The sequence below is a fragment of the Brevibacterium sp. K72 genome (genome assembly GCF_050562175.1).
GTDB classification, from domain to species: Bacteria; Actinomycetota; Actinomycetes; order Actinomycetales; family Brevibacteriaceae; genus Brevibacterium; species Brevibacterium casei.
On the sequence record NZ_CP191582.1, the window covers coordinates 336,357 to 359,129 of the forward strand.

Consider the following 22,773-nt stretch of genomic DNA (forward strand, 5'->3'; position numbering starts at 1 on the left):
GTCTGCCCTCAGGCCTCGAACTTGTACCCGAGTCCGCGGACGGTCGTGAGCAGCTGCGGCTCCGAGGGGTTCTCCTCGACCTTCGCGCGCAGGCGCTTGACGTGGACGTCGAGGGTCTTCGTGTCCCCGACGTAGTCCTCGCCCCAGATCCGGTCGATGAGCTGACCGCGGGTCATCACGCGCCCGGAGTTGCGGACGAGGATCTCGAGGAGCTCGAACTCTTTGAGCGGCATCGACAGCTCTTCGCCGCGCACGGACACGACGTGGCGTTCGACGTCGATCCGGACCCCGCCGGCTTCGAGGATCGACTCGTCGAAGCTCTCGGCCTCGACGTTGCGGCGCAGCACCGCCCGGACCCGGGCAAGGAGCTCGCGCGAGGAGTACGGCTTCGTCACATAGTCGTCGGCGCCGAGCTCAAGCCCCACGACCTTGTCGATCTCCGAATCCTTGGCGGTGAGCATGATGATCGGCACATTCGACTTCGCGCGCAGCTCACGGCACACCTCGGTGCCCGAGGCACCGGGGAGCATGAGGTCGAGGAGCACCAGGTCGGCACCATTGCGATCGAACTCCGCGAGAGCCTTGAGTCCGTCATCGGCAACAGTCACCTCGTACCCCTCCTTGCCGAGCAGGTACGACAGCGGATCCGAGAACGAATCCTCGTCCTCAACAAGCAGAATTCGAGTCACGTCGTGAGCTTCCTTTGTTCGCTTCCAGTGGGCAAAACCTGGGCAGTCCCATTCTCCTCCGCGCCCTCGGCGTTGTCATGCGCCGAGGCTGCCGCCGGGTCAGCGTCGACCCGGTCGTCCGCAGTCCCGGAGTCGTCCCCGGCCTGCGCGGAGTGTTCGAGGAGGACTCCCGCCGGCGCGGACGAGGTCGCCTCGGCGACGGTCTGCGTCCCGGCGAGCGGGAGGACGATCGTGAACGTCGAGCCCTTCCCGAGTCGGCTCCACACGCGCACCTCACCGCCGTGGGTGGCGACGATGTGCTTGACGATGCTCAGGCCCAGGCCGGTGCCGCCGGTGATCCGGGAGCGGGCGGGGTCGACGCGGTAGAAGCGCTCGAAGACCCGCTCCGTGTCCTGCCGGGAAAGGCCGATGCCCTGATCGGTCACCGAGATCTCGACGCGCTCGTCGACGAGCTCGACCCCGACGCCCACGCGCGTGCCGTCGGGAGAGTAGTTGATCGCGTTGTCGATGAGGTTGCGCACCGCGTTGACGAGGAGTTCGTAGTTGCCCTCGACGAGGAGGGACGACGGTGGGGCGACCTCGATGTGGATCCGCTTCGCCTCGGCTCGGGTGTGGGCACGGTCGGCGGCATCCTCGACCACCTCGGCGGCGGAGATCTTCTCCGTCGTCGACGGAGCCGCATGGTCCTGGACCCGGGAGAGGTCGATGATCTCCTGGACGAGCTGGGTCAGGCGCTTCGACTCCCGCTGCATGCGTCCGCCGAAGCGCTCGACGGCGGCCGGGTCGTCGGAGAAGTCGGTGACCGCCTCGGCGAGGAGGGCCATCGCCCCGATCGGGGTCTTGAGCTCATGGGAGACGTTGGCGACGAAGTCCCGGCGCACGGCGTCGACGCGTTTGGACTCGGTCTGGTCGTCGCAGAGGACGAGGATGAACGCGGTGCCCAGCGGAGCGATGCGCGCGTGGAGGTAGCGGAGGACCGAGTCGGAGAGCTCGCGCTTCTGCTCGAGGTCGATCTCCTCGATGAGCCCGCGTGCGCGCACCCGTTCGACGACCTCGAGCATCTCCGGCGACGACAGGGAATGACCTCTGACCAGGCCGAACGTGTAGGCGGCGGGTGAGGCTTTGACGACGTCGTCACCGGCGTCGAGGACGATCGCAGCGGACGGGAGGACGGCGAGCACCTCGGCGATGCCCTCGGGCAGATCGTCTTCGGAATGCAGATCGGCAGCATCGCGGGAGCGTTCGCTGAAACGGAACGCGAGTATGCCCGCTATGCCGAGTCCCAGGCCGACGATGCCGGTCAGGACCGCTACAATCAAGAGATCCACGTGACCAAGCTTAGGCGCAGTCTGCTCGGCGGTCGCACCGGATTCACTCGCTGACAGGCCTTTTGGCGAGGAATTCACCGAACCGACAAGTCTCGTTCACACGGCGCTGGAAAGCTGGGGTCAGTGTGCCTGCCCGGATCCCCGAGCACGCGGCGATTCCGCCCGGGCCGCGGGCACGGCCGATCGACGAGAACTGCGCCACGCACTCTCACCTCGCACGAGATTAAGGAAACGCACTCAATGCGCGAAGTCTTCAGGAATGAGCTCGACGAACTGGCCACCCAGCTCGTCGACATGTCCACCAAGGTCCTCGACTCCATCCGCCTGGCCAACCAGGCCGTGCAGAACAACGATCTCGATCTCGCCGAACGGGTCATCGAGGCCGACGCGGACATCGACGCCATGCAGCACACTCTCGATCAGCAGGCCGCGGAGATCCTCGCCCTGCAGGCCCCCGTCGCCGCCGATCTGCGCGCTGTCATCGGTGCCCTGCGGATGAGCGCCTCACTCGAGCGGATGGGCGACCTCGCCCGCCACATCGCCCAGCAGGTCCGCATCCGCTACCCCGAGTCCGCGATCCCGCAGCACTTCTCCGGCACCTTCGCACGCATGGGCGATGCGGCAGAGAAGATCGCCGAGGCGACCGTCAACCTCCTGTCGAACCCGGGACTGTCGATGGTGCCGACGATCAACGCGATCGACGAGGAGCTCGACGAGCTCCACCTCTCCGTCTTCGCGAAGCTCGCCGACGCTCCCGCGGAGGACCTCGCGCCGCGCCACATCGCCGACGTCACGCTCCTCTCCCGCTACTACGAGCGCTTCGGCGACCACGCCGTCTCCGTCTCGCAGAAGGTCGAGTACCTGCTCACCGGCAACTGGGAGCCCTACCTCTCCCGCAAGTGAGCGCAGGCTCGCAGTCGTGCACACCGTCCCGGTCAGGGGCGTGAGCGCAGGCTCGCACCGCTGACAACGACGATCGCCGAGGTGGTTCCTCCACCTCGGCGATCGTCATTCACCTCCCGGACGACCCCGACCGGAGTGACCCATTCCCGGGTGCGGCCGTCCAGGTCCGCCCGAGTCGAGGTCACTCTGGTCAGATTCACCGCGCGATCTCCTGCCCATTCCGTCCTGAGGCCGCTGCTCCGAGTTCACTCTCGGCGCCGGCACCTGCGGTCTCAGGGTGCTCGCGGGCCACGACCGTGCGACGCCGCGGCCGCTCGCCTCGGCGGGGTCTCCCGCCTCGGCGCAGGACCACACGCCCGATGCCCCGCGCGACCGTCCGCAGCGCCCCCGTGGTCACGGCGACTCCGAGGATGAGGAGGCCGCCGCCGATGAGCTCGGGCACCGTGGGCCGATCCCCGAGGACGAGCCACGCTGCACCGACTCCCACGGGCGGGACGAGGAGTGTGAACGGGGCGACCTGCGAGGCGGGGAAGCGCGCGAGCAGGGAGTTCCAGATGACATACCCGATGAGCGAGGCGACGCCAGCGGTGTAGACGACGGATGCGAGCACACCCCAGGTCGGGTGCAGGACGGCGCGGGCCACCTCGGCGGGCCCGTCGATGAGGAGGGAGAGCCCGAGCATCGGCACGGGGACGACGAGACCCGACCACACGGTCATCTGCAGTCCGCTGATCCCCGGCTTGACCCCGCGGGCGATGACATTGCCGATCGCCCACGACAGGGCGGCGGCGAGGCAGACGACGAAGGCGGCGACGGGTGTCGAGGCCTCGAGGCTGAGCCCGATGACCGCGAGCCCGGTGAGGCCGATGAGGATGCCGATGACCTGTCGGCGGGTCGGGGTCTCGCGCAGCGCGAGGGCGGCGACGACGACGGTGAAGGCGGCTTGGATCTGGAGGATGATCGAGGACAGGCCCACCGGCAGGCCGAGGAAGAGCGAGGTGTAGAGGAGGCCGAACTGTCCGGCGGACATGAAAACGCCGATGAGGAGGATGCGCCCGAGGCTGCCGCGGGGGAAGCGCACGAAGAGGATCGCCGGGATGACGACCATGGTGAACCGCGCGGCGACGAGGAGCAGGGGCGGCCAATCGCGGAGTCCGAAGTCGATGAAGACGAAGTTGACGCCCCAGAGGACGACGACGAGAAGCGCGAGGAGCTGGTGGACGGGTCGCATGACCTCAGGATCCCAGCGCGCTGATCAAATTTCCATTGAAAGTCCTTACGCGGACTCATTACAGTAATTTGATGATCGACATCGTCGCCCTGCGCACCCTCGTCGCCCTCGACGCGCTCGGCTCCGTCACGGCCACGGCCGACTCCCTCGGCTACACCCCGGCCGCGGTGAGCCATCAGCTCCAGAAGCTCTCGCGCTACCTCGGCGCCCCGGTCACCGAGCGCTCCGGACGCGGCATCTCGCTCACCCCCATGGGCCGTGAGCTCAGCAGCCGGGGCGCGCAGATCCTCCACGACCTCGAGGGCATCGAGGCCGAGGCGCGGGCGCGTTCGGGCGAACCGCGCGGGCGCATCACGGTCGGCGGGTTCTCCACCGGCATCCGCGGTCTCCTCGTGCCGGCGCTGCCGAGACTGCGGGAGGCGGCGCCAGAACTCACGGTGACGAACGTCGAGTCCGATCCCGATGAGCTCGTCGAGATGGTCTCGGCGGGGCGGATCGACGCCGCGCTCATCTTCGACTGGAACAGCTCGGTCCTCCGCCTGCCCTCGACCCTGACCTCGGAGGTCATCGCCGTCGACCGGGCCGACATCGTCATGCACCGCGACCACCATCTCGCCTCGCGCGCCGAGGTGACCCGCACCGACCTCGTCGGCGAGGTCTTCGTCTCCGCCCCGCGCGGGGCGGTGTGCCATCGGTGGCTCGTTGCGCTCTTCGAGGATCTCAGCTCGGAGCCGCGCGTCGAGTACTGGGCCGTCGAGTACGACACCCAGGTCGAGTTCTGCCGGTCGATGCGGGCGCTGGCGCTCGTCCCCCGACTCGGGAGGCCGCACCTGCCGGCCGACGTCACCGCGGTGCCGCTCGACGATCCGACGATCGCCCGGTCGATCCACGTCGTGTGGCGCCGCTCGATGACGAACTCCCCGGCGATCGCCCTGCTCCGGGAGGAGCTCCAGGCGATCGCCGGGGAGTTCGAGACGGCGTGCGGCTGAAGCTGCCTGGCCTCAGCGGCCCTGGTTGGCGACCTTGCCGATCGCTTCCTTCGCGGCCTCGGGGTCGAGGTAGGTGCCGCCGGGGGTGACAGGCGTGAAGTCCTCGGTGAGCTCGTAGTGGAGCGGGATGCCGGTGGGGATGTTCAGCCCGGTGATGTCGGCGTCGGAGATCCCGTCGAGGTGCTTGACGAGCGCCCGCAGGGAGTTGCCGTGGGCGACGACGAGGACGGTGCGGCCGTCGGCGAGCTCGGGAACGAGGACGTCGTACCAGTACGGCAGGAGACGGTCGATGACGTCGGCGAGGCATTCGGTGCGCGGCACCGAGTCGCCGAGGTTGGCGTACCGCGGATCGTGGGCCTGGGAGAATTCGGAGGCATCGGAGAGCGCAGGGGGCGGGGTGTCAAAGGACCGACGCCACGTCATGAACTGCTCTTCGCCGAACTCGTCGCGGATCTCCTTCTTGTCCTTGCCCTGCAGCGCTCCGTAGTGGCGCTCGTTGAGGCGCCAGCTGCGGTGGGTGTCGAGCCAGGAGAGGTCGGCGGCTTCGAGTGCGAGGTTCGCCGTGAGGATCGCCCGCTTGAGGCGCGAGGTGTGGACGACGTCGGGGATGAGGTCGGCTTCGCGCAGCAGCTCGCCGGCGCGCTTGCCCTCGGCACGGCCCTTCTCGGTGAGGGTGACATCGACCCAGCCGGTGAAGAGGTTCTTCTGGTTCCATTCGCTTTCGCCGTGGCGCAGCAGGATGAGGTTATGCGTCATGGCCCCTATCTTCGCACGAGACCCCGCGCGGGTGCCCGCCGGTCCGCGGCCGGCTCCGCGCCCTCGACTTCCCGCCGGCGGTGGGACTCGCGACGGCCCGACCTAAGGGCGCTCAGAGTACGGACATGGGTCTTGCATGACGAAACGCTGGGAGTAGTCTTCGCATATGTCCGATCGCACGCCAGCCCCCGACCCCGTCCGTCCGCGAAGCCGCAGTCGACGGCCGAGCGCAGTTCGATCATCGCGGTGACCGCGCTGCCCGTCCTCGTCATCCTCGCCGGCATCGCGGGCTTCCTCTCCCCGGACACGTTCACTCCGCTGGCCCCGACGATCACGTGGAGCCTCGGCGTGGTGATGTTCTTCATGGGACTCACCCTCACCCTCCCGGACTTCGCGAGGATCGCGAAGCGCCCGTGGGTCGTCGTCCTCGGCGTCGTCACCCAATACGTGGCGATGCCGCTGCTCGGCCTCCTCGTCGTCACCGTCTACAGTCTGCCGCCTGAGATCGCCGTCGGCGTCATCCTTGTCGGCTGCGCCCCCGGCGGTACCGCGTCGAACGTCGTCACGTACCTCGCGAAGGGCGACACCGCGCTGTCGGTGTCGATCACGACGCTCTCGACGCTGCTCGCTCCTGTCCTCACTCCCCTGCTCACGCTGTGGCTGGCCGGGTCGTACATGGACGTGCCGTTCTGGTCGATGTTCGTCTCGATCTGTCAGACGGTGCTCGTGCCGGTCATCGTCGGCGTCCTCGTCCGTCTCGTCGCCTCACGTCTCGTCGATCGGATCGCGCCCGTGCTGCCGTGGCTCGCCTCGATCGCGATCGCCTACATCGTCGCGATCGTCGTCGCCGGGTCGGCCGGATCGATCGCCTCGGCGGGCATCCTCGTCCTCCTCGCCGTGATCACGCACAACCTCCTCGGGCTCGGCGTCGGCTACGGTGTGGCCACGGCCTGCCGCCTCGACACCCCGACCCGCCGAGCGCTCGCGTTCGAGGTCGGACTGCAGAACTCGGGCCTGGCCTCGACGCTGGCGACGACCTACTTCTCCCCGCTGGCGGCGCTGCCCGGCGCGGTCTTCAGCGTGTGGCACAACGTCTCCGGTGCCGTCCTCGCCTCGATCTTCGCCCGCCTGCCCTACGGCAAGCCGCCCGCCGAGGCGACCGAGCAGTCCCGCACGCCGCAGTCGGCGTGAGCCGCCGTCCACGTCGACGCGCGGACTCCAAGCCCGACGAAGCACCCCGGTCGGGATTCGGCGAAATCGCCCCGCACACGATCGATATCGCCGATCGGCGCTTCACGGTCAGGCACACGAGCGGGGACGAGAGTCCGGTGCTCGGTTGGCTCAGCTGACGACGGACAGGTCCCGGGCCGATGCGCACCGCTTCTACGAACGCCTCGGATACACCGCGAGTCACGAGGGACTCAAACTCGACCTCGGACTCACATCCACTTGACGCCGTCGACCTCGAATTCGCGTATACGGTAGGCGATCATATCTGCGAGGAGGGCGTCGGGGATCTCCTCGTCGTACGGCAGTCTGATCGACCCTTTGCCGGTGTCGAAGTCGGTGAGCCTGTCGGCGAAGGCGTCCTTCGTGCTCGGCGTGAAGACGACGTTCGCGTGCCGCTGGTACCCGGCGAACGCGAAGAGGATGGTGTCGAGGAAGTACGCCGGATTGCCCCACTTGAGGCCCTCGCCCGCGGTCGGGGCGTGTTCCCGGCTGAGGTCGCGCAGGTGACGGAGGAAGTCCTGCTGCTCGACCGAGTCGAAGGTCGCGATGTATTCGTCGACATTGCCCGGCCTGCTCAGATCCACTCGCTTGATCATCGTCGGTCGCCGTCGGTCGTCGGGTGCCCGGTCGGCGCAGCCTCTCCCCCGGGGTCGTTGGGACTCGGCTCAGGCCGCTCGGGCCCAATCGTGCCGAGGAACTCATTGTCCGGGCTGTCGAGGACATGTTCGAACGCCGCGAGATTCCGGGTCGACTCACCGCGGCTCACCCGCCATGCCCACTCCTTCTTCATGCCCGTGAGGAATCCGAGCAGGAGGAGTTCGTTGAACGACTCGTCGGCGACGGTGAGGATCTCACCGAGGAGAGCGTCGAGGTCGTCGAGGAGACGGTCGACCGGAACCGTGGCCCTCAGATAGACGTCGCCGAGGTGGTCGATCCCGAAAGACGCCGCTCCGAGCTTCATGTTCTTTCGCAGCAGCCACCGGTTGAAGGCCTCGGCGTTCTCGTCCGGGTGCCGGATGACGAAGGCCGCGAGCTCCGCCGTCCGCGCGGAGACGACGATCGACACGGTCGTCTTGAGCTTCCGCTCTCCCGGCAGGACGACGGCGATCGACGTGTCGTCGAGGCTGTCGACGGCGACGTCGTTGGCCTCGGCCCAGCCCGTGATGCCCTGCATGAGCACGGCCGGCTCGACGCTCATCAGCGCCATCCTCCGCACACGCCCGGGGCCGTGAGGTCGCTCGCGTCGCGGGTGCCGCGGTCTCCGGCCATGCCCCGGGAAGCGGCTCCGATTCCCGAGCGGATCCGGGCAGAGTCCTCGCGTTCCCCGGCGACGGCGTCGAGGACGGCGGCGACGGTCCGGTTCCAGTCGAAGCGCTGCGACCGGGCCGCCGCATGGTCGGCGAGTTCGGCCCGCAGCTCCGCGTCGCCGAGGAGCCTCTCCAGGGTGAGCGCCCAGTGCCGCGGGTTGTGGTCGGCGATGAGCAGTCCCGAATATCCGTTCTCGACGATCTCCGGCAGTCCGCCGACGGCCGCGGCGATCGACGGCAGACCGGAAGCGGCCGCCTCGGCGGCGACGAGCCCGAAGGACTCGCTGCGCGAGGGCACGAGGAGGACGTCCGCGGCACGGTAGTAGGTGACGAGTTCGGCCGCAGGCACGGGCGGCCTGACCTCGACATTCGGTTCCGCGGCGATCGCCGCCGACAGCGTGGCGTGGAAGTCGGAGGGCGTGTTCCACTCGCGATCCGGAGCGGTCCGCCCGCGTCCGTCCGCACCGGCACGACCAGCGCCGCGGGTGCCCGGTCGCGCAGAGGGTTCGACCCATCCGGAGGCCGCGCCGAGGAGGACGCCCCGTGTCCGCGCGGAGAGCTCGGGGTTGTTCTCGTGAAGGCAGGCCAGGGCATCGACGACGACGTCGGTGCCCTTGATGAACTGCATCCGTCCGACGTAGAGGACGAGGTTCTCATCGGCCGCGAGTCCCAGTTCGGCGCGGGCGGCCCGCCGCGATCCGGGTGAGAAGAGGGCATGGTCGACGCCGGGCCGGGCGACGACGACGGAGGCAGGATCAGCACCGAGCTCGCCGATGAGGTCACGGCGCTCAGCCGGGGTGTTCGCAACGAGGAGGTCGACGCCGGCGGCGATGCGCTCCTCGGTGCGGAGTCGGCGCGGGGATTCCTCGGCGGTATCGGAGTCCCGGTTCTTCACGGCACCGATCGTGTGCATGCTCGCGATGATCGTCGGCCGCGGCCCGCCCCGGGTGCGCACGGCACGCAGGGCCGCCTCGGCGGAGATCCAGTAGTGGGCCCACACGAGGTCTGCGGCGGTGAAGACGGGGTGGGCTGTGAGCAGGCGGGCGAGGTCGTCGAGCCTGCCCGCGAGCGCGTCCTTGCTGTCGGCGTCGACGTCGAGACGGTGGAGGCGGAGGTTGGGTGCGAGGGTGACCGAACGCGCCTGCTCGTCGCCGGCGACGCCGAGGCCGTGCGGGTCGGCGGTGAAGACGTCGACCTCGTGTCCTGATGCGGCAAGGGCCCTGACCGTATGGTCGACGTAGACATTCATCCCGCCCGCATCGCCCTGCCCGGGCTGAGCCGCAGGCGAGGTGTGAAGTGAGAGGACGGAGATGCGCACGGAGTCAGTCTAGCCAAAGAAGTCGCCGAGGATCCGGCGGACCTCATGGCGACCCCGCCACAGGATCGATCCGGCCGGCAGCACTTCGAGGCGCGAACCGGGGATCGCGGCGGCGATCTCCTCGGCGATGAAGGCGGGGTGGGCGGGGTCGTCCTCGTGGGTGAGGACGAGGACCTCGCCGGCGAAGTCGCGCAGCCGCTCCGCCGCGGCGTCGAGGCCGCCGCCGAGGTACTGCCCGTCGACGGCGATCTCGAGCGCGAGTCCGAGCCCGTCGGACATGTCCGTGGTGACGAGGTTCTCGGCCTTCGTCCGGGTCCACGCTCGCGCCGGGAGGAGGTCGGCCACCTCGGCAGGCTCACGGGAGAGCATGAGGTCGGTGATGCCCTCGACGTCACCGGCGGCGACGAGGCCGCGCAGGGACTCGAGGTAGGCGGTGTGGGAGCGAACCACCTCGGCGGGGAAACCGGCGAACGAGGCGGGGAGGACGAGGGCGACCTTCTCGAGGCCCTCGGTCACGGGATGACCGTCGCTGAGCAGGCGCAGGAGTCCGCCGGCGGACATCGAGACCACGAGCGCCCTGGTCGCCGAGGTGGCGGTGAGGGCCTCGGCGAGCGCTTCGGCGATGAGGGCATAGTCCCAGCCAAGGCCCGGCGAGGGGCGACCGCCGTGGCCGAAGAGGTGGAGGAAGTGCTTGGTGCCGGAGATGCCGGTGCCGAAGGGCCGGGTGTCGCGGATCGCGCCGGCGAAGCCGTGACTGAAGAGGGTGTGCGGGTCGCCGGAGCCGAACGTCGCGATATACCCGGTGTCGGCACCGGGGAAGTTGAAATCCTCGCTCATCCCCGGGTCAGCGGTTCCGATTCCTGGGGTCGATGGCCTTGATCTTCGGGCGCACGTCGGTGAGGTAGACGATCGCGCCGACGAGGGCGAGGAGGTTGAGGAAGATCATGCTCATGCCCAGCGGCGGGAGCGCGATGAGAGCGAGCGCGAGACCGACGGCGAGCAGGATGACCCAGAACTTCTTCGACTGCTTGTCCACCGCACGGTAGTTCTCATCCTTGTACCGCAGCGAGTCGATGAACGCCCAGAGTTGGACGATGAACGCCGCAACCGTGAGGGCGAGAAAGACCAGGCGCTGAAAGTCAGCAATGAGTTCCATGCCCTTAAGCCTAGCAATCGGGCCTGACACCGGCACCGGGGCAACTCACAGGATGCCCGTCCACCGGATCCCGGCGCACACCGCCATCGCGAGGATGACGCAGACGAGCATCGGCACACGCACCACCGCGGCGAGAACGCCCACTCCGACGCCGATGAGGCGCGCCGGGTCGGCGAGCGCCTGACCGTCGAAGACCGCCGTCGTCGCGAAGACCGCCCCGATGAGCACGACGGTGGCCCTGTCCATCCAGGCCGTGACCCGCGAGGTCGGTTCGTCGGGATCGCTCGCCGAGGCGGTCGGGGCTTCGGTGCTCACCTCAGATCCCGTCGTCACCTGCGCTCCCCGTCGTCCGCGGACGGCGAGCGCAGCGCCCACCTTCACTCCCGCGAAACGCATGACGTAGGTGCCGATGCTCAGCGCGGCGAGCGCGATGAGGAAGGTCGTCGGATTCACTGCGCTTCCTCGCTCTCGGTCGGGCCTGTGCTGCGGGGCTGCATGGTCGGCGGCTGCGAAAATGTCGGTGGCTGGGACATTGTCGGTGGCAGCGACTCGGCGGACATTCTCGACCGTCGCACCTCGACGGGCACGGCCATCTCGTGGTCAGGCGCCGTTCCACACCCCTCCTGGTCGGGCACCGTTCTACGCGCCTCGTGGTCGGGCACCGTTCCACGCGCCTCGTAACCGGGCACAGTTCTGCGCGCCTCGTGGCCGGGCACAGTTCTGCGCGTCCTCCTCTCCCTCACCGCTCGGCGGACGAACCAGCCGAGGGCGACGAAGGCGAAGACGGACAGCGAGGTCACGGCCCCGAGGTCGAGCGGGAGGATCGGCGTGAGGCAGACTGCGACGAGGATGCCGGCGAGTGTGAGGCAGAGCGTCGAACGGTTCCGCAGATCGCCGCGGATGAGGCAGAAGAGGATGATCGGGAACGCCGCGTCGAGACCGAGCATGTCGGCGTCGATGACGCTGCCGAGCCACTGCCCAACGACCGCACCCGAGGGCCACATGATCGCGATCGCCACTCCCATGAGGAGGAACGCCCGCCACCGCTGGCGGTCGTTCCCCCCCTGTGCGGGCCACTGCCGTCGATTCGTCATTGATCCAGTGCGCGGCGATGAGAGCTCGCCAGTCCTGCGGGAAGAACGGACCGACGGCCATACCGAACGCGAAGTTGCGAGAATTGACGAGCAGTCCGGCGAGAACCGCGAGGATCGGCGCTCCACCGGCGGCGATGACTCCGACGAAGGTGAACTCGGCGGCACCGCCGAGGGCGAAGGCCGCGAGCATGAGCGTCTGCCACCACGCAAAGCCTGACACCTGCGAGATCGCACCGTACGAGAGCGCGACGGCGACGATCGTCACCGTGATGATGGCGACTGCCCGGTAGGTCGACGACGGCAGAATGCGCTCGATCGTGCGGAATGATGAACTCATGTTCACCATAGTGCACACCGCGAGAGAGGTTCGTCAACCGGAACGGCAGTGCGGAATAATGAACGACAGCTAAGATGATCGTATGAGCGGAGCAACGGCATGAGCGCGGCGGCAGACGACTCCCCCAGTCCCGAGACGAGAGACCCATCCGTCAAGGGCAACGTCGAGGACAGCAGCGTCGACCAGGGCAGCGTCGACCAGCGCAGCGGCAACGACGCCGACAGCAACCAGGGCAGCGTCGACCAAGTCAGCGGAGATCACGAGAACCGCGTCCACGACAACAGCACCGCGACCGACTCGTCGACCCCGCGAGCCCAGGTCGCAGCAGCGGTCAAGCGCGAACGGCAGCGGGCCGGACTCTCCCTCTCCGAGGTCGCGCGCCGAGCCGGCATCGGCAAGTCGACGATGTCCGGACTCGAGGCGGGAACGGCCAACCCGAGCCTCGAGACGATGTGGGCCCTCGCCGCTGCTCTCGACATCCCGCTCTCACGGCTGCTCGATCCCCCACAGCAGGAGATCGCCCTCCACCACGTTCGCGACATGCCGAGCCTGCCGTCGACGACGGCGAACTATGTCGCCACCCTGCTCTCGGCGTCTCCGCCCACCGCACGCCGCGACATCTACTTCATCCAGGCCGAACCCGGTGAATCACGCAATTCCCATCCGCATCCGGCGGGCACGATCGAGCACGTCATCGTCGGTCGCGGGGCGGCACGGATCGAAGCGCTCGGCCAGTCGTTCGAGCTGGTCGCCGGTGACTACCTCGTCCACCCGGGCGATCAGCCGCATTCGTTCACAGCCCTCGAGCCCGGTACGAACTGCATCTTCGTCGTCGAGAGCCGCTGACCGGCCCCGCCGCTCGCCGCTTGGCAGCCTCAGCCCAGCCCCACCCTTTGCCGCTCGGCAGCCGCAGCCCTATTCGACCGGCGGACCGTCGGCCTTGTCCTCGGCGAGCGAGGGCAGGCGTTCGTGCGCGGCGTCGTTCGTCAGGCCGGCCGCCTGGAGCAGGTCGGCGGCGACGGGCCGGAGGAGGAGGACAAGGGATTCGTCGTGGATGTCCCAGCTCTTCTCCGCCCTGGGATCGAGTTCGCCGGCGGCTTCGGACAGGGCCACCTCGGCGAGCGATCTGTCGGTTCCCCGGCGCAGCGCGATCTCGAGCTTCTTTGCTCCGTCGGCGAGGGATTCGACGTAGTCGGCGATGATCGGCTTCTCGACGCCGAGCTCGGTGATGCCGACGACGCGGCGGGCGATGACGCGGATCGTGCGCATCGCCCGGTCCGAGTATGTGTGGGCACGGGAGAGCCGGGTCACCTCGGCGGCATGACGGCGACCACGCGCATTGATCTTCGCCGCCTCCTTCGACACCTGCAGCGACGAGCCCCACGAGTCGATGATGTCCTGGGTCTCGCGGGCTCGGGTGAGGGCGCGCATCGCGAGTTCGGTGTCGGCGTCGCGCAGGGCCTTCGACATCATTGTGAGCACAGCACTGACCTCGTCGAGGAGGTTCGCGGCGAGTGCCCGCGGGACCTTGCGGGCATCGCGGGGGATGATGAGCGCGAGGACGATCGCGAAGAGTGAGCCGACGAGGGCGTCGAGCGTGCGCGGGAACGGCAGGGTCGTCGCGGTGGCGGGCACGACGACGACGTAGACGGACTGGACTGCGATCTGGGTGATGAAGATGCCGCCGGAGTTGAGCACCGTGCCGATGACGAGGCCGATGATGAGGGTGAGCGCGAGCTGCCAGATGCCGCTGCCGTAGATGTTGACGAGCACCTCGCCGACGAGCACCCCGAAGGTCGCACCGATGCCGATCTCAAGCGAGCGGCGCAGGCGGCGATCGGCGACGGGTCCGATGCCGACGGCGGCGGCGACGGCGGCGAGGAACGGGTAGGGGTGGCCGAGGATGTAGACGCAGAACGCGTAGGCGGCGGTGGCCGCGATGGGGATCTGGATGAGCTGTCCGGAGTTCGCCCACACGCGCCTGAAGCCGAGGCGGAGGCGGTGGGCGACGATGTTGAACCCTCGCTTGATCAACCCGCTGACCTGGGTCTTCGCCATCCGGTCCGGCCCCCTCTCGCGCTCGTTGTACTCAGATTACCGGAATTGTGACATGCTAAAGTCTGTGCGCCGAGGAGGCTGAAGAATGACGACGAACCTGACCCGAGACGAAGCGCAGAGCCGATCGCATCTGCTCAAGGTCAAGACTTACACCGTCCATATCGATGTGAGCAACGCCGAGTCCGATGCCGACACCTTCACCTCCCGCACCGTCGTCGAGTTCAAGGCTCGCTCCGACTCCCAGACCTTCATCGACATCATCGCCGACTCTGTCTCACTTGTGCAGATCAACGGGGAGGACCTCTCCCCCGCCGAGGTGTTCGACGGTGCCCGTGTCACGTTCCCCGTTCGTGAGGGGAAGAACACCCTGACGATCGAGGCGCAGACCCGGTACTCCACCTCGGGTGAGGGACTCCACCGATTCACCGATCCCGCCGATGGCAAGGTCTACCTCTACTCGCAGTTCGAACCCACCGATGCCCGGCGGGTCTTCGCGAACTTCGACCAGCCCGACCTCAAGGCGAAGTTCGTCTTCAGCGTCACCGCCCCACAGTCGTTCCAGGTGCTGTCGAACCAGGTCGAGACGAGCCGGGAGACGGTGAGCGGGGACGGCAGCGCGGCCGTCACCCACTTCTTCGCACCGACGCTCAAGCAGTCGAGCTACATCACGTGCATCACCGCAGGCCCCTACGAGGGGGCGACGGACACGTGGACGGATCCGGTCACAGGCGAGACGGTCGACCTCGGCGTGTGGACGCGGGCGAGTCTCGTCGATCATCTCGACTCGGCCGACATCCTCGGGATCACGAAGGCGGGCCTCGACTTCTTCAGCGCCGAGTTCGACTACCCCTACCCCTGGGGCAAGTACGATCAGATCTTCGTTCCCGAGTACAACCTCGGCGCGATGGAGAATCCTGGACTCGTCACCTTCACCGATTCCCTCATCTTCCGGGACAAGGTCACCGACGCGATGTACGAGTCGCGGGCCAACGTCATCCTCCACGAGATGGCTCACATGTGGTTCGGCGATCTCGTGACGATGAAGTGGTGGGACGATCTCTGGCTCAAGGAGTCCTTCGCCGACTACATGGGCGGCCTCGCGCTCGCCGAGGCGACGCGGTTCACCGACGGATGGGTGACGTTCGCGCTGCGCCGCAAGGCGTGGGCGTACATGCAGGACCTCTACCCGACCACGCACCCGATCGTCGCCGACATCCCCGACGTCGAGGCCGCGAAGCTCAACTTTGACGGCATCACGTACGCGAAGGGCGCCTCGGTGCTCAAGCAGCTCGTCGCGTACGTCGGTCGGGAGGCGTTCTTCGCCGGATCCCGGCTCTACTTCAAGCGCTTCGCCTTCGGCAACACGGAACTCGCCGATTTCCTCGACTGCCTCGCTGAGGCGGCCCCCGACCGTGATATCGCCGGCTGGGCGGACGCGTGGCTGGGGACCTCGGGCGTCTCCGAGCTCTCGCTCGCTCTGACGACGAGCGCCGAGGACGACACCACCTCGGCGGGGGCCGGGTCCCGGAACGAGTCGACTGCGAACACTGCCGGTCGGGCCGGGTCGGGCCCGCAGCACGACCCCCGGGCGAGCATCACGGGCGCGACGATCACACAGTCGGATTCGGCTGAGGGCACGCGTCTGCTGCGCCCGCACACTCTGGAGATCGCCACGCTCGGGCGGTCGGGGCGCGACATCGTCCCCATTGACAGCGTGAAGTTCGACTTCGACGGGGAGTCCGCCGAGGTGGAGCAGCTCGTCGGGCGCACGCGTGGTGAGATCGCGCTGCTCAACTACGCCGATCACAACTATGCGCGGGTGCGTCTCGATGAGGCTTCGACGGAGGCGGCGATCACCTCGGTCTCGAGGATCGCCGACCCGCTCTCACGGGCCCTCGTATGGTCGGCGCTCGACAATGCGGTGCGCGACGGGCTGCTGCCCGTGCAACGGTACCTTACTGCTTATGCCCGCAGCCTCGGCAAGGAGAGCCATGCGGGGATCATGGCCGGCCTGAGCCAGACGGCGCTGCTCTGTCTCGATCAGTGGGTGGCGGAGCGGAACTTCGAGACCGCGATCTCGGGCCTGCTCGGTGCCGCGCTTGATGCGCTGGCGACGGCGAAGTCAGGGTCGGATGCGCAGCTGCATCTGGCCAATCTCGTGCTCTCGCTGACGTCGCGGACGGCGCGATGCATCGATGACAGTCCGTCGATCGCGATGGGTCGGGCGTTTGCGACTCAGGTCCTCGCCGTGCCGATCGGCGAGGAGATCGAGAGCATGAGCCCCGAGATCGTCGACGAGGCGACTGCGGGCACAGGTGGTCGCAGCGGTCAGGACGACGGATCAGCCGCAGGAGACCGGATCGCCTCGGGAGACGGGTCGAGCGGGTCCGGATCGGGCGGGACTGCGTCCCATCCTGATCGGGACGGTGTCGCCGAGCATGCAGCGGCTTCCCTGCCGTTCCGTGGTCTCATCAATGACCATGCCCTGCGATGGAACGCGATGACTGCGCTCGTGTGCCTCGGGTGGGCGGATCAGACGGACATCGCGCGCGAGACCCACCTCGATCAGAGCTCCTCGGGACGCCTGCGCGCCGAGACCGCCAATGCCGCCCTGCCGCTGCCGATCGTCAAGATGCGCGCATGGGAGACCGTCGTCACCGGGTCGCTGAGCAACGATGTGCTCTCGGCGATCATCTCCGGCTTCGTCGCTCCTTCGGCGCTGCCGATCACGGAGATGTACGTCGATGAGTACTTCGAGCGGCTTGCCGGGTTCTGGGCGGACAACTCGATCGAGATCGCCCGCCGTCTGGTGCTCGGCCTCTATCCGCGGTGGTCGGTCGACGAGGAGCGCGTCGTCGAGAAGACCGACGCGTGGCTCGCCGACCATCCTGATGCCCCTGCGGCGCTGCGGCGCCTGCTCATCGAGCGTCGTGACGATCTCGCTCGGGCGATCTACCTCAAGGCCCGCCAGACCTCGCGGCACTGAGCCGGCAGTCGCGGTCAGTGCGCCGTCGCGCGACGCGGGGCAGGGTTGCCGCCCGACTGCGGTGTCGGCGCGACTGCGGTCTCGGCGCGACCGCGGTAACTGCGGCCCGAGGCGGTGAGCGGATTACCGACTGCCTCGGCGGAAGCCCCACTCAACGGCAATGGGCCTGACCTTCGCACTGTGCGAAGGTCAGGCCCATAATCAAGGCTCGGGAGCGACCACCTCGGCGAAGAGGCACCACCGATCGGTCCGCTGGGAGGACCAGTGAGCGATCAAGTCGGCGACCACCTCGGCGAGAGGGCACCACCGATCATTCTCAGAGGATGCGGCGGGCTCCGGAGAACTCGTTGCCCTTGTCCCAGTCCTTCCAGTCGACGACGTAGACCGTCTTCGACGCGTTCGGCGAATGGATCATCTTCCCTCCGCCGATGTACATGCCCACGTGGTGGACCGTGCCCGAACTCGTCGAGAAGAAGAGCAGGTCGCCGGCTTTGAGGTCCTTCGACGACACCTTCTTGCCGACCTTGGCCTGGTCGCCGGAGTCGCGCGGGATGTCGATGCCGTGCGCCCGGTAGACGGAGTAGGTGAAGCCGGAGCAGTCGAAGCCGTAGGCGGAGACGCCGGCCCACAGGTAGCGGAGGCCGTCGAACTGCTTGGCGGTCTTGACGAGGTCGTCGCCGGAGGGCTTCTTCGGCTTCTCACCGATGTCGAAGACGTTGACGTCGTCGACGTCGATCCACGCGGCTCCGCCGCCGGGCAGTGCGACGCGGACGTCCTCGACGTCTTGGGCGATGAGGGGCAGTTCGACGTTGAAGCTCGGATCCGCGCCGACGTCCTTGGTGAACTCGATGCCCTCGAACTTGGCCTTCTCAGCGGTGACGACCGCGCGCGGCTGGTCCTTCTTCAGCTTGCCGAACCGGTCGTTCTCGACGAGCTGCTTGGTCGGCAGCCAGCCCGGGTAGCCTTTCTTGTTCTTCGGTGTGGACTGGTCGGTGACGGCGACCTTGGCCCAGCTGCCCTTGGTCTCGAGGACAGTGACCTCGGAACCGTAGACGGCCTGGGTCTCGGCCTTGCCGGTGAGGCCACGACGCACCTCGGTGCTCTTGAGGTTCTCGTTCCACTTGTCGAGGTCGACCGGCTTGCCCAGAGCGGGCTTGTCGACCTTGCGGGGCGCCTTCGAGTCCTTCCACAGCGTGGCGACGGTGACGTCGACGTAGGCCGTCTCGCCCTTCTCGATCTTTCCGTCTCTGATCGGCTCGAGTTCCTGACCGGGAACGACCGCCGCAGCCAGGTTGGTCGACGCGTTGGCAGGAGCAGACTGGTTGCTCGACATGGCAGGAGCGCCGGCTCCGAACACAAGTCCGAGCCCGAGCGCCGCCGAAACAGCAATTCTCGTACGCATAGATTCTCTTTCGGTCTGCGAGCGAGACCAATGGTCGCACCCGCGCGGGGGAAGCCGCCGAATGAGTTTCGCGACCCACGGAACCGACCGATGGCGATCGATCGCGTGAGCATCGAAACGATGTACGCGAACAATCCTACTGTCTGATCCGGACATTGTCTCGGGTCAGCGGGTGATCGCCTCGGACGTCAGCGGAGGAACTCCTCGGCCAGCAGGTCGATGGTCTGGATCCGCGCGGCATCGTGACGCAGCTCTTCGCCTTCCATCGCACCGGCGACCGGTTGGATCATCACCTCGTCGACTCCGAATCGGTCGGCGAGTTCCTCGAGCTGGCCCTTGGCCTGCTGAGGATCCCCGATGATCCAGTTCTTCGAGAGCTCTTCGGCGACCATGCGCTCCTGGTCGGTCATGATCGAGCGGACGTCGTCGCCGGCCAAGCGCAGCGGGCCCATCTGTCCGCCCGTGCGCAGCCGTGCCATCTGCAGCATGAAGGGTTCGGAGTGCAGTCGCGCCTCGTCCTCGGTGGGAGAGACGACGGCATTGACGGTGACGAAGGTGCGCGGCTCGTCCCCGTAGGCGCCGGGAGTGAAGTTGTCGCGGTAGATCTTCATCCCCGTCGTCGCACCGGCGGCGAAGTGATTGGCGAACACGTACGGCATGCCGAGCTCAGCTGCCAGCCGAGCCGAATACCCCGACGAACCGAGCAGCCATGGCAGCGGCTGGGTCCCTTCGGTCGGTGCCGGAGTGGCCCGCAGCGTGTGCTCGCGTCCACCCTGAAGTGGAATGCGGACGCCTTCCGGTGTCATCAGGGAGAGGGTGTCGATCACGTGCTGAGGGAACTGTTCGACCGGGTCGATGGTCTGCCCCTGCCGGTCGACCATCCGCCCCTCGCCGAGGTGGCCCCGCATGGCCGCCGATGTGATCGGATCCGTGCCCGGCGCGCGTCCGATTCCCAGATCGATCCGATCACCGTAGATCGCGGAGAGGAGGGCGAAGAGCTCGGCGACGGCGAGAGGCGCATGGTTGGGCAGCATCACTCCGCCCGAGCCGAGGCGGATGTTTTCGGTGCCCTGACCGAGGTACATGAGTTCGGCACCGGGCATCGTCGAGGCGATCGACGGCATGTTGTGATGTTCCGCGACCCAGTAGCGGGTGTAGCCGAGTTCGTCAGCCCGGCGGACAAGTTCGTGAGACGCCGCGAAGGCATCGGACGTGGTCTGGCCGACGCGCACGGGGACCAGATCGAGAAGAGAAAGCTCCATGCTCAAGGCAACAGGGTTCCGGGAGGGTTCATTCCATGAGCTGCGTCACTGCCGGGCGGATTCGACCTCGGGACGCACCTGTCCCCTCGACGTCCGGATCGGTCTCAACGGAAGAGCGTGTCGGCGATCTCGCCGGCGATGAACCTCGAATGGAGGATCGGTCTGCGTTCGGGATCGATGGTTGCAGGAGGCACCCAGGCCGGTCGCCCGTCTCTGAGCATGATCGTGTGCCAGTCGGATTTGTCGATGAGATGGTGGTGCGCACTGCAGGCCAGAGTGAGGTTGTTGATCTCGGTTCTGCCCTTCTCGGACCAGGGCACGATGTGGTGGGCGTCGCACCAGCCGGGGGTGTCTCGCATCCGGGGAAGGTGCACCCTTGGTCTCTCGCGGCGAGGATCGTCAGTTGGTTCCGATTGGCGTACCGGTTCTCTGTCTGGACGCTCACCGTCCGACCCTTCTCGCTCATGAGGTGGAAGAACACTGCGCCGTTGAGTCCGTCGCGAACCGCCGCCGAAATAGGGAAGCTCTCAGCCGCTCCGGTCGTCGCCTGCCCGCATCCGGTGGCGATGTCCTCGGCCTTGGCCGTGACGACGAGAGCGAACGGAGCGCCCGCACCGACACGGCCCATTTCGATGCGTCCGATGATCGTCGAGAACCTCTCATAGATCCGGTTGCGCACGCTGGGCTGCTCAGAGGCCATGGGTACCGGCGTACCGTCCTCGCGGACGCCGTATCCGGCAGGAATGTCGTTGCCGTCAGCGTCAGTCGGCGCGGAACCGACCGGCGCAAGTTCGGGCGTCGGGTCGATCGCATCGTAGCGGTCACCGCGGAGCACGTCTTCGAAGAGCCGGACGGCTTCGTCCACGACAGCATCGTCCTGCTGCCCCGCACCTACCGTCAGGACATCATCAGTCTGCCCCGCTGCGCCGTGCGCCAGGGCATCGTCAGCATTCTTCGCGTGATCACATGCCGATGCGTCATCGCTCTGTGACGCGTCATCGCTCGCCGGCGAGTCTCCTGCCTCTGATGCGTCGTTTCCAGTTCGCCATCCATCGCCGGTCTGCATCGCTTCATCGGTCTGCATCGCTTCATCGGTCTGCATGCGGGAGGTGAGCAGGCCGTGCATGATGCCACCGGTCACCGAATCCAGGCGTCCCCTGAGGTCCCAAGTCCCATCCTTGCGCGCGCGGAGGTTGACACAGAAGTCCTCTCTCGGCGTCGACTCGTCGGGGAGCTCACCATCGGGGTCAAGCCATTTGAGGATCTCGTTGAAGAGGATTCGGATATCCCTGACGTGGACCAACGGAGCCTTCTCCACGAGGATCCGTTCCGCTTCGAGCTGCTGGTCATCGGTGGCCTTTCGCTTGAGCTCACCGAGGAAGCGGATGATGACCTCTGCCTGCACGGACGAGAGAGTCCCCGTGCGCAGCGCGTCGGCAACGATCGGATGCACGGGTTCGAGTGACTCACCGGCGACCGTGACTCTCCTGCCGAGCTGCTCGGCGAGATCGACCCGTCGAGACGCTTCTCGGGCGGAGACGCCGAGGCGATTCTTCACGAGATCACGGGTCGACTTCGCACCGTAGTCGCGCGGGGTGCCGACGCGTTCGAAGACTGAGAGCGTGACGACGGAGAGCGCCTCGGTGAGGCGGTTGAGCGTTTCGATTCCGTCGAGCATGGTGACAGCCTCGTCCGGGCCCATCGGCCGTTCGAAGGATTCGAGATCATTGACCAGGGTTCGGAGACTCTCGATGCTTCCCGTCATCTCCGGAGCCATTGCCGTCAGGTCTGACCACGCCGTCGCTGGGAGAAGCGGAGAGGCGTCTGCGGCGTCGCAGTCGGAATCGACGGGAATGCCGCTCGCCTCGGCGGTCACGGGCTCGGGACTCCCAGCGTCTCCACCCTCCCCGAGCGAAGCTGGCCCCGATGCCCTCTCAGGCGCCGAGGTCCCCTCGACATCCGAGGTCCCCTCAAGTCCCGCAGCGGCATCGGATGCTTCGTCATCCGTCGAGCGATCATGTCCGTATACGTTGGCTTCGCCGGGCCACCCCGCCTCGACCGGGTCGACGCCGCCCCACCCCTGCGTCCCGTATCCTCTGCTCGCCTGCTCGCGCGGGGTGAACCACGGTGGCTCGCTGGCGAACCCCATGCCCACCTCACCATCCGACGGGCCGGAGCCCAGACCTCCGAGGATACCGCGCTGCCGTTCGATGAGATCGTTCTGCTTGTGAGCGATGAACTCGCTCGACTTCCGGTTCTCCTCGGCAAACCACGCGCGATCCTCGTCGGTGATCCTGTAGTCGGGTTCGGAGGCCGGATCACCATCGTCTGCGACGTCACGCGCGGAGCACTCGTCATCGTCTCGTGTGGTGCACTCGCCGATGCCTCGCGAGGAGCTGTCGTCCGGGTCCGCAGGAGCGGACGGCGTCTCAACCAGGCCCGCCCATTCCGGGTCGGCGGCTGCCGCCGCGGCCCGTTTGGCCTGCTCTGCGCGTTCTCGTTCCTCGCGCTTCTGCCGCATCCATGCTTCCTGTTCGGCGTCGATCTCGGCCGCGCGTCGCCTCAACGCCTCCTGCGCCTCCTCATCGTCGGGCGCAGCCCTCCAGTTGAGCTTGGGTGTCGGCACAGTCGCTGAGTCGAGAGAAGCCGCCGAAGCCACAGGTGTCGAGTCGTCGGAGGCTGAGCCGTCTGACATGGGGCCGCTCGACATCGCGGGATCCTTCGCCG

Annotated in this window: 20 protein-coding genes and 1 pseudogene; 5 read left to right on the top strand and 16 right to left on the bottom strand. The window is 67.5% G+C overall.

Annotated features, from left to right (window positions below):
• Positions 1 to 8: 8 nt before the first annotated feature.
• Positions 9 to 689, bottom strand: coding sequence for a response regulator transcription factor (locus ACQ1RG_RS01550; RefSeq protein ID WP_009380494.1), 681 nt, complete (start codon positions 687 to 689; stop codon positions 9 to 11).
• The gene (locus ACQ1RG_RS01555) at positions 686 to 2,017 is read right to left on the bottom strand and encodes a sensor histidine kinase (protein WP_051995626.1); all 1,332 of its coding nucleotides are present in this window, start codon (positions 2,015 to 2,017) and stop codon (positions 686 to 688) included. Before ACQ1RG_RS01555 ends, ACQ1RG_RS01550 begins: the two co-directional genes overlap by 4 nt.
• Positions 2,018 to 2,257: 240 nt before the next feature.
• Here ACQ1RG_RS01555 and phoU point away from each other — a divergent pair, with 240 nt between their 5' ends.
• Positions 2,258 to 2,920: a phosphate signaling complex protein PhoU gene (phoU, locus tag ACQ1RG_RS01560; protein ID WP_009380492.1), complete on the top strand. Its 663-nt coding sequence runs from the start codon at positions 2,258 to 2,260 to the stop codon at positions 2,918 to 2,920.
• A 196-nt stretch (positions 2,921 to 3,116) separates the two neighbouring features.
• Here the strand turns inward: phoU and ACQ1RG_RS01565 are convergent, their stop codons facing one another.
• Positions 3,117 to 4,151: an EamA family transporter gene (locus tag ACQ1RG_RS01565; protein WP_009380491.1), complete on the bottom strand. Its 1,035-nt coding sequence runs from the start codon at positions 4,149 to 4,151 to the stop codon at positions 3,117 to 3,119.
• A gap of 71 nt (positions 4,152 to 4,222) precedes the next feature.
• Between ACQ1RG_RS01565 and ACQ1RG_RS01570 the strand changes: the two genes are divergently transcribed.
• A complete protein-coding gene (locus tag ACQ1RG_RS01570; RefSeq protein WP_009380490.1) occupies positions 4,223 to 5,140 on the top strand; it encodes a LysR family transcriptional regulator in 918 nt (305 codons plus the stop codon).
• A 12-nt stretch (positions 5,141 to 5,152) separates the two neighbouring features.
• On the opposite strand, the gene ACQ1RG_RS01575 is transcribed toward ACQ1RG_RS01570, so the two are convergent.
• On the bottom strand, positions 5,153 to 5,896 hold the full coding sequence (locus ACQ1RG_RS01575) for a phosphoglyceromutase (protein ID WP_009380489.1): 744 nt from the start codon (positions 5,894 to 5,896) through the stop codon (positions 5,153 to 5,155).
• Positions 5,897 to 6,142: 246 nt separating this feature from the next.
• Between ACQ1RG_RS01575 and ACQ1RG_RS01580 the strand changes: the two genes are divergently transcribed.
• Positions 6,143 to 7,087, top strand: a complete 945-nt coding sequence (locus ACQ1RG_RS01580) for a bile acid:sodium symporter family protein (protein ID WP_009380488.1) — start codon at positions 6,143 to 6,145, stop codon at positions 7,085 to 7,087.
• A gap of 248 nt (positions 7,088 to 7,335) precedes the next feature.
• On the opposite strand, the gene ACQ1RG_RS01585 is transcribed toward ACQ1RG_RS01580, so the two are convergent.
• From ACQ1RG_RS01585 to ACQ1RG_RS01620, 8 genes and pseudogenes are all read right to left on the bottom strand, one after another.
• Positions 7,336 to 7,722, bottom strand: coding sequence for an iron chaperone (locus ACQ1RG_RS01585; protein ID WP_040342358.1), 387 nt, complete (start codon positions 7,720 to 7,722; stop codon positions 7,336 to 7,338).
• Positions 7,719 to 8,324, bottom strand: a complete 606-nt coding sequence (locus ACQ1RG_RS01590; RefSeq protein WP_009380485.1) for a YbjN domain-containing protein — start codon at positions 8,322 to 8,324, stop codon at positions 7,719 to 7,721. Before ACQ1RG_RS01590 ends, ACQ1RG_RS01585 begins: the two co-directional genes overlap by 4 nt.
• Positions 8,324 to 9,751 (bottom strand): glycosyltransferase, encoded by a 1,428-nt coding sequence (locus ACQ1RG_RS01595; protein ID WP_100227529.1) that lies wholly within the window; start codon positions 9,749 to 9,751, stop codon positions 8,324 to 8,326. Before ACQ1RG_RS01595 ends, ACQ1RG_RS01590 begins: the two co-directional genes overlap by 1 nt.
• Positions 9,752 to 9,760: 9 nt before the next feature.
• Positions 9,761 to 10,588 carry an alpha/beta hydrolase gene (locus ACQ1RG_RS01600; protein WP_430600436.1) on the bottom strand — a complete coding sequence of 276 codons (828 nt, stop codon included), beginning with the start codon at positions 10,586 to 10,588 and terminating at the stop codon, positions 9,761 to 9,763.
• Between the two features lie 7 nt (positions 10,589 to 10,595).
• Positions 10,596 to 10,907: a DUF2516 family protein gene (locus ACQ1RG_RS01605; protein WP_009380482.1), complete on the bottom strand. Its 312-nt coding sequence runs from the start codon at positions 10,905 to 10,907 to the stop codon at positions 10,596 to 10,598.
• Positions 10,908 to 10,952: 45 nt separating this feature from the next.
• Positions 10,953 to 11,360: an AzlD domain-containing protein gene (locus ACQ1RG_RS01610; RefSeq protein ID WP_009380481.1), complete on the bottom strand. Its 408-nt coding sequence runs from the start codon at positions 11,358 to 11,360 to the stop codon at positions 10,953 to 10,955.
• Entirely contained in the window at positions 11,357 to 12,001 is a 645-nt protein-coding gene (locus ACQ1RG_RS01615; RefSeq protein WP_009380480.1) for a hypothetical protein, read from the bottom strand. Before ACQ1RG_RS01615 ends, ACQ1RG_RS01610 begins: the two co-directional genes overlap by 4 nt.
• Before the next feature lie 31 nt (positions 12,002 to 12,032).
• Positions 12,033 to 12,347: pseudogene (locus ACQ1RG_RS01620) on the bottom strand (AzlC family ABC transporter permease); the annotation flags it as partial.
• A gap of 90 nt (positions 12,348 to 12,437) precedes the next feature.
• Between ACQ1RG_RS01620 and ACQ1RG_RS01625 the strand changes: the two are divergent.
• Positions 12,438 to 13,184 (top strand): helix-turn-helix domain-containing protein, encoded by a 747-nt coding sequence (locus ACQ1RG_RS01625; protein ID WP_009380478.1) that lies wholly within the window; start codon positions 12,438 to 12,440, stop codon positions 13,182 to 13,184.
• A 69-nt stretch (positions 13,185 to 13,253) separates the two neighbouring features.
• Here the strand turns inward: ACQ1RG_RS01625 and ACQ1RG_RS01630 are convergent, their stop codons facing one another.
• Positions 13,254 to 14,396 (bottom strand): FUSC family protein, encoded by a 1,143-nt coding sequence (locus tag ACQ1RG_RS01630; protein WP_009380477.1) that lies wholly within the window; start codon positions 14,394 to 14,396, stop codon positions 13,254 to 13,256.
• Positions 14,397 to 14,481: 85 nt separating this feature from the next.
• Between ACQ1RG_RS01630 and pepN the strand changes: the two genes are divergently transcribed.
• Positions 14,482 to 17,382 carry an aminopeptidase N gene (pepN, locus tag ACQ1RG_RS01635; protein WP_009380476.1) on the top strand — a complete coding sequence of 967 codons (2,901 nt, stop codon included), beginning with the start codon at positions 14,482 to 14,484 and terminating at the stop codon, positions 17,380 to 17,382.
• Between the two features lie 316 nt (positions 17,383 to 17,698).
• On the opposite strand, the gene ACQ1RG_RS01640 is transcribed toward pepN, so the two are convergent.
• From ACQ1RG_RS01640 to ACQ1RG_RS01650, 3 genes are all read right to left on the bottom strand, one after another.
• A complete protein-coding gene (locus ACQ1RG_RS01640) occupies positions 17,699 to 18,715 on the bottom strand; it encodes a C40 family peptidase (protein ID WP_009380475.1) in 1,017 nt (338 codons plus the stop codon).
• A gap of 257 nt (positions 18,716 to 18,972) precedes the next feature.
• Entirely contained in the window at positions 18,973 to 20,046 is a 1,074-nt protein-coding gene (locus ACQ1RG_RS01645) for an LLM class flavin-dependent oxidoreductase (RefSeq protein WP_430600437.1), read from the bottom strand.
• A gap of 28 nt (positions 20,047 to 20,074) precedes the next feature.
• Positions 20,075 to 22,756: a DUF222 domain-containing protein gene (locus ACQ1RG_RS01650; RefSeq protein WP_430600438.1), complete on the bottom strand. Its 2,682-nt coding sequence runs from the start codon at positions 22,754 to 22,756 to the stop codon at positions 20,075 to 20,077.
• Positions 22,757 to 22,773: the final 17 nt, after the last annotated feature.

What these genes read in the sequence shown, in the direction of transcription:
- ACQ1RG_RS01645 (WP_430600437.1), bottom strand. Translation starts at nt 20,046, where the DNA reads ATGGAGCTTTCTCTTCTCGATCTGGTCCCCGTGCGCGTCGGCCAGACC.
- ACQ1RG_RS01575 (WP_009380489.1), bottom strand. Translation starts at nt 5,896, where the DNA reads ATGACGCATAACCTCATCCTGCTGCGCCACGGCGAAAGCGAATGGAAC.
- ACQ1RG_RS01605 (WP_009380482.1), bottom strand. Translation starts at nt 10,907, where the DNA reads ATGGAACTCATTGCTGACTTTCAGCGCCTGGTCTTTCTCGCCCTCACG.
- ACQ1RG_RS01625 (WP_009380478.1), top strand. Translation starts at nt 12,438, where the DNA reads ATGAGCGCGGCGGCAGACGACTCCCCCAGTCCCGAGACGAGAGACCCA.
- ACQ1RG_RS01600 (WP_430600436.1), bottom strand. Translation starts at nt 10,588, where the DNA reads ATGAGCGAGGATTTCAACTTCCCCGGTGCCGACACCGGGTATATCGCG.
- ACQ1RG_RS01565 (WP_009380491.1), bottom strand. Translation starts at nt 4,151, where the DNA reads ATGCGACCCGTCCACCAGCTCCTCGCGCTTCTCGTCGTCGTCCTCTGG.
- ACQ1RG_RS01585 (WP_040342358.1), bottom strand. Translation starts at nt 7,722, where the DNA reads ATGATCAAGCGAGTGGATCTGAGCAGGCCGGGCAATGTCGACGAATAC.
- ACQ1RG_RS01630 (WP_009380477.1), bottom strand. Translation starts at nt 14,396, where the DNA reads ATGGCGAAGACCCAGGTCAGCGGGTTGATCAAGCGAGGGTTCAACATC.
- pepN (WP_009380476.1), top strand. Translation starts at nt 14,482, where the DNA reads ATGACGACGAACCTGACCCGAGACGAAGCGCAGAGCCGATCGCATCTG.
- ACQ1RG_RS01615 (WP_009380480.1), bottom strand. Translation starts at nt 12,001, where the DNA reads ATGACGAATCGACGGCAGTGGCCCGCACAGGGGGGGAACGACCGCCAG.
- ACQ1RG_RS01570 (WP_009380490.1), top strand. Translation starts at nt 4,223, where the DNA reads ATGATCGACATCGTCGCCCTGCGCACCCTCGTCGCCCTCGACGCGCTC.
- ACQ1RG_RS01590 (WP_009380485.1), bottom strand. Translation starts at nt 8,324, where the DNA reads ATGAGCGTCGAGCCGGCCGTGCTCATGCAGGGCATCACGGGCTGGGCC.
- phoU (WP_009380492.1), top strand. Translation starts at nt 2,258, where the DNA reads ATGCGCGAAGTCTTCAGGAATGAGCTCGACGAACTGGCCACCCAGCTC.
- ACQ1RG_RS01640 (WP_009380475.1), bottom strand. Translation starts at nt 18,715, where the DNA reads ATGTCGAGCAACCAGTCTGCTCCTGCCAACGCGTCGACCAACCTGGCT.
- ACQ1RG_RS01650 (WP_430600438.1), bottom strand. Translation starts at nt 22,756, where the DNA reads ATGTCGAGCGGCCCCATGTCAGACGGCTCAGCCTCCGACGACTCGACA.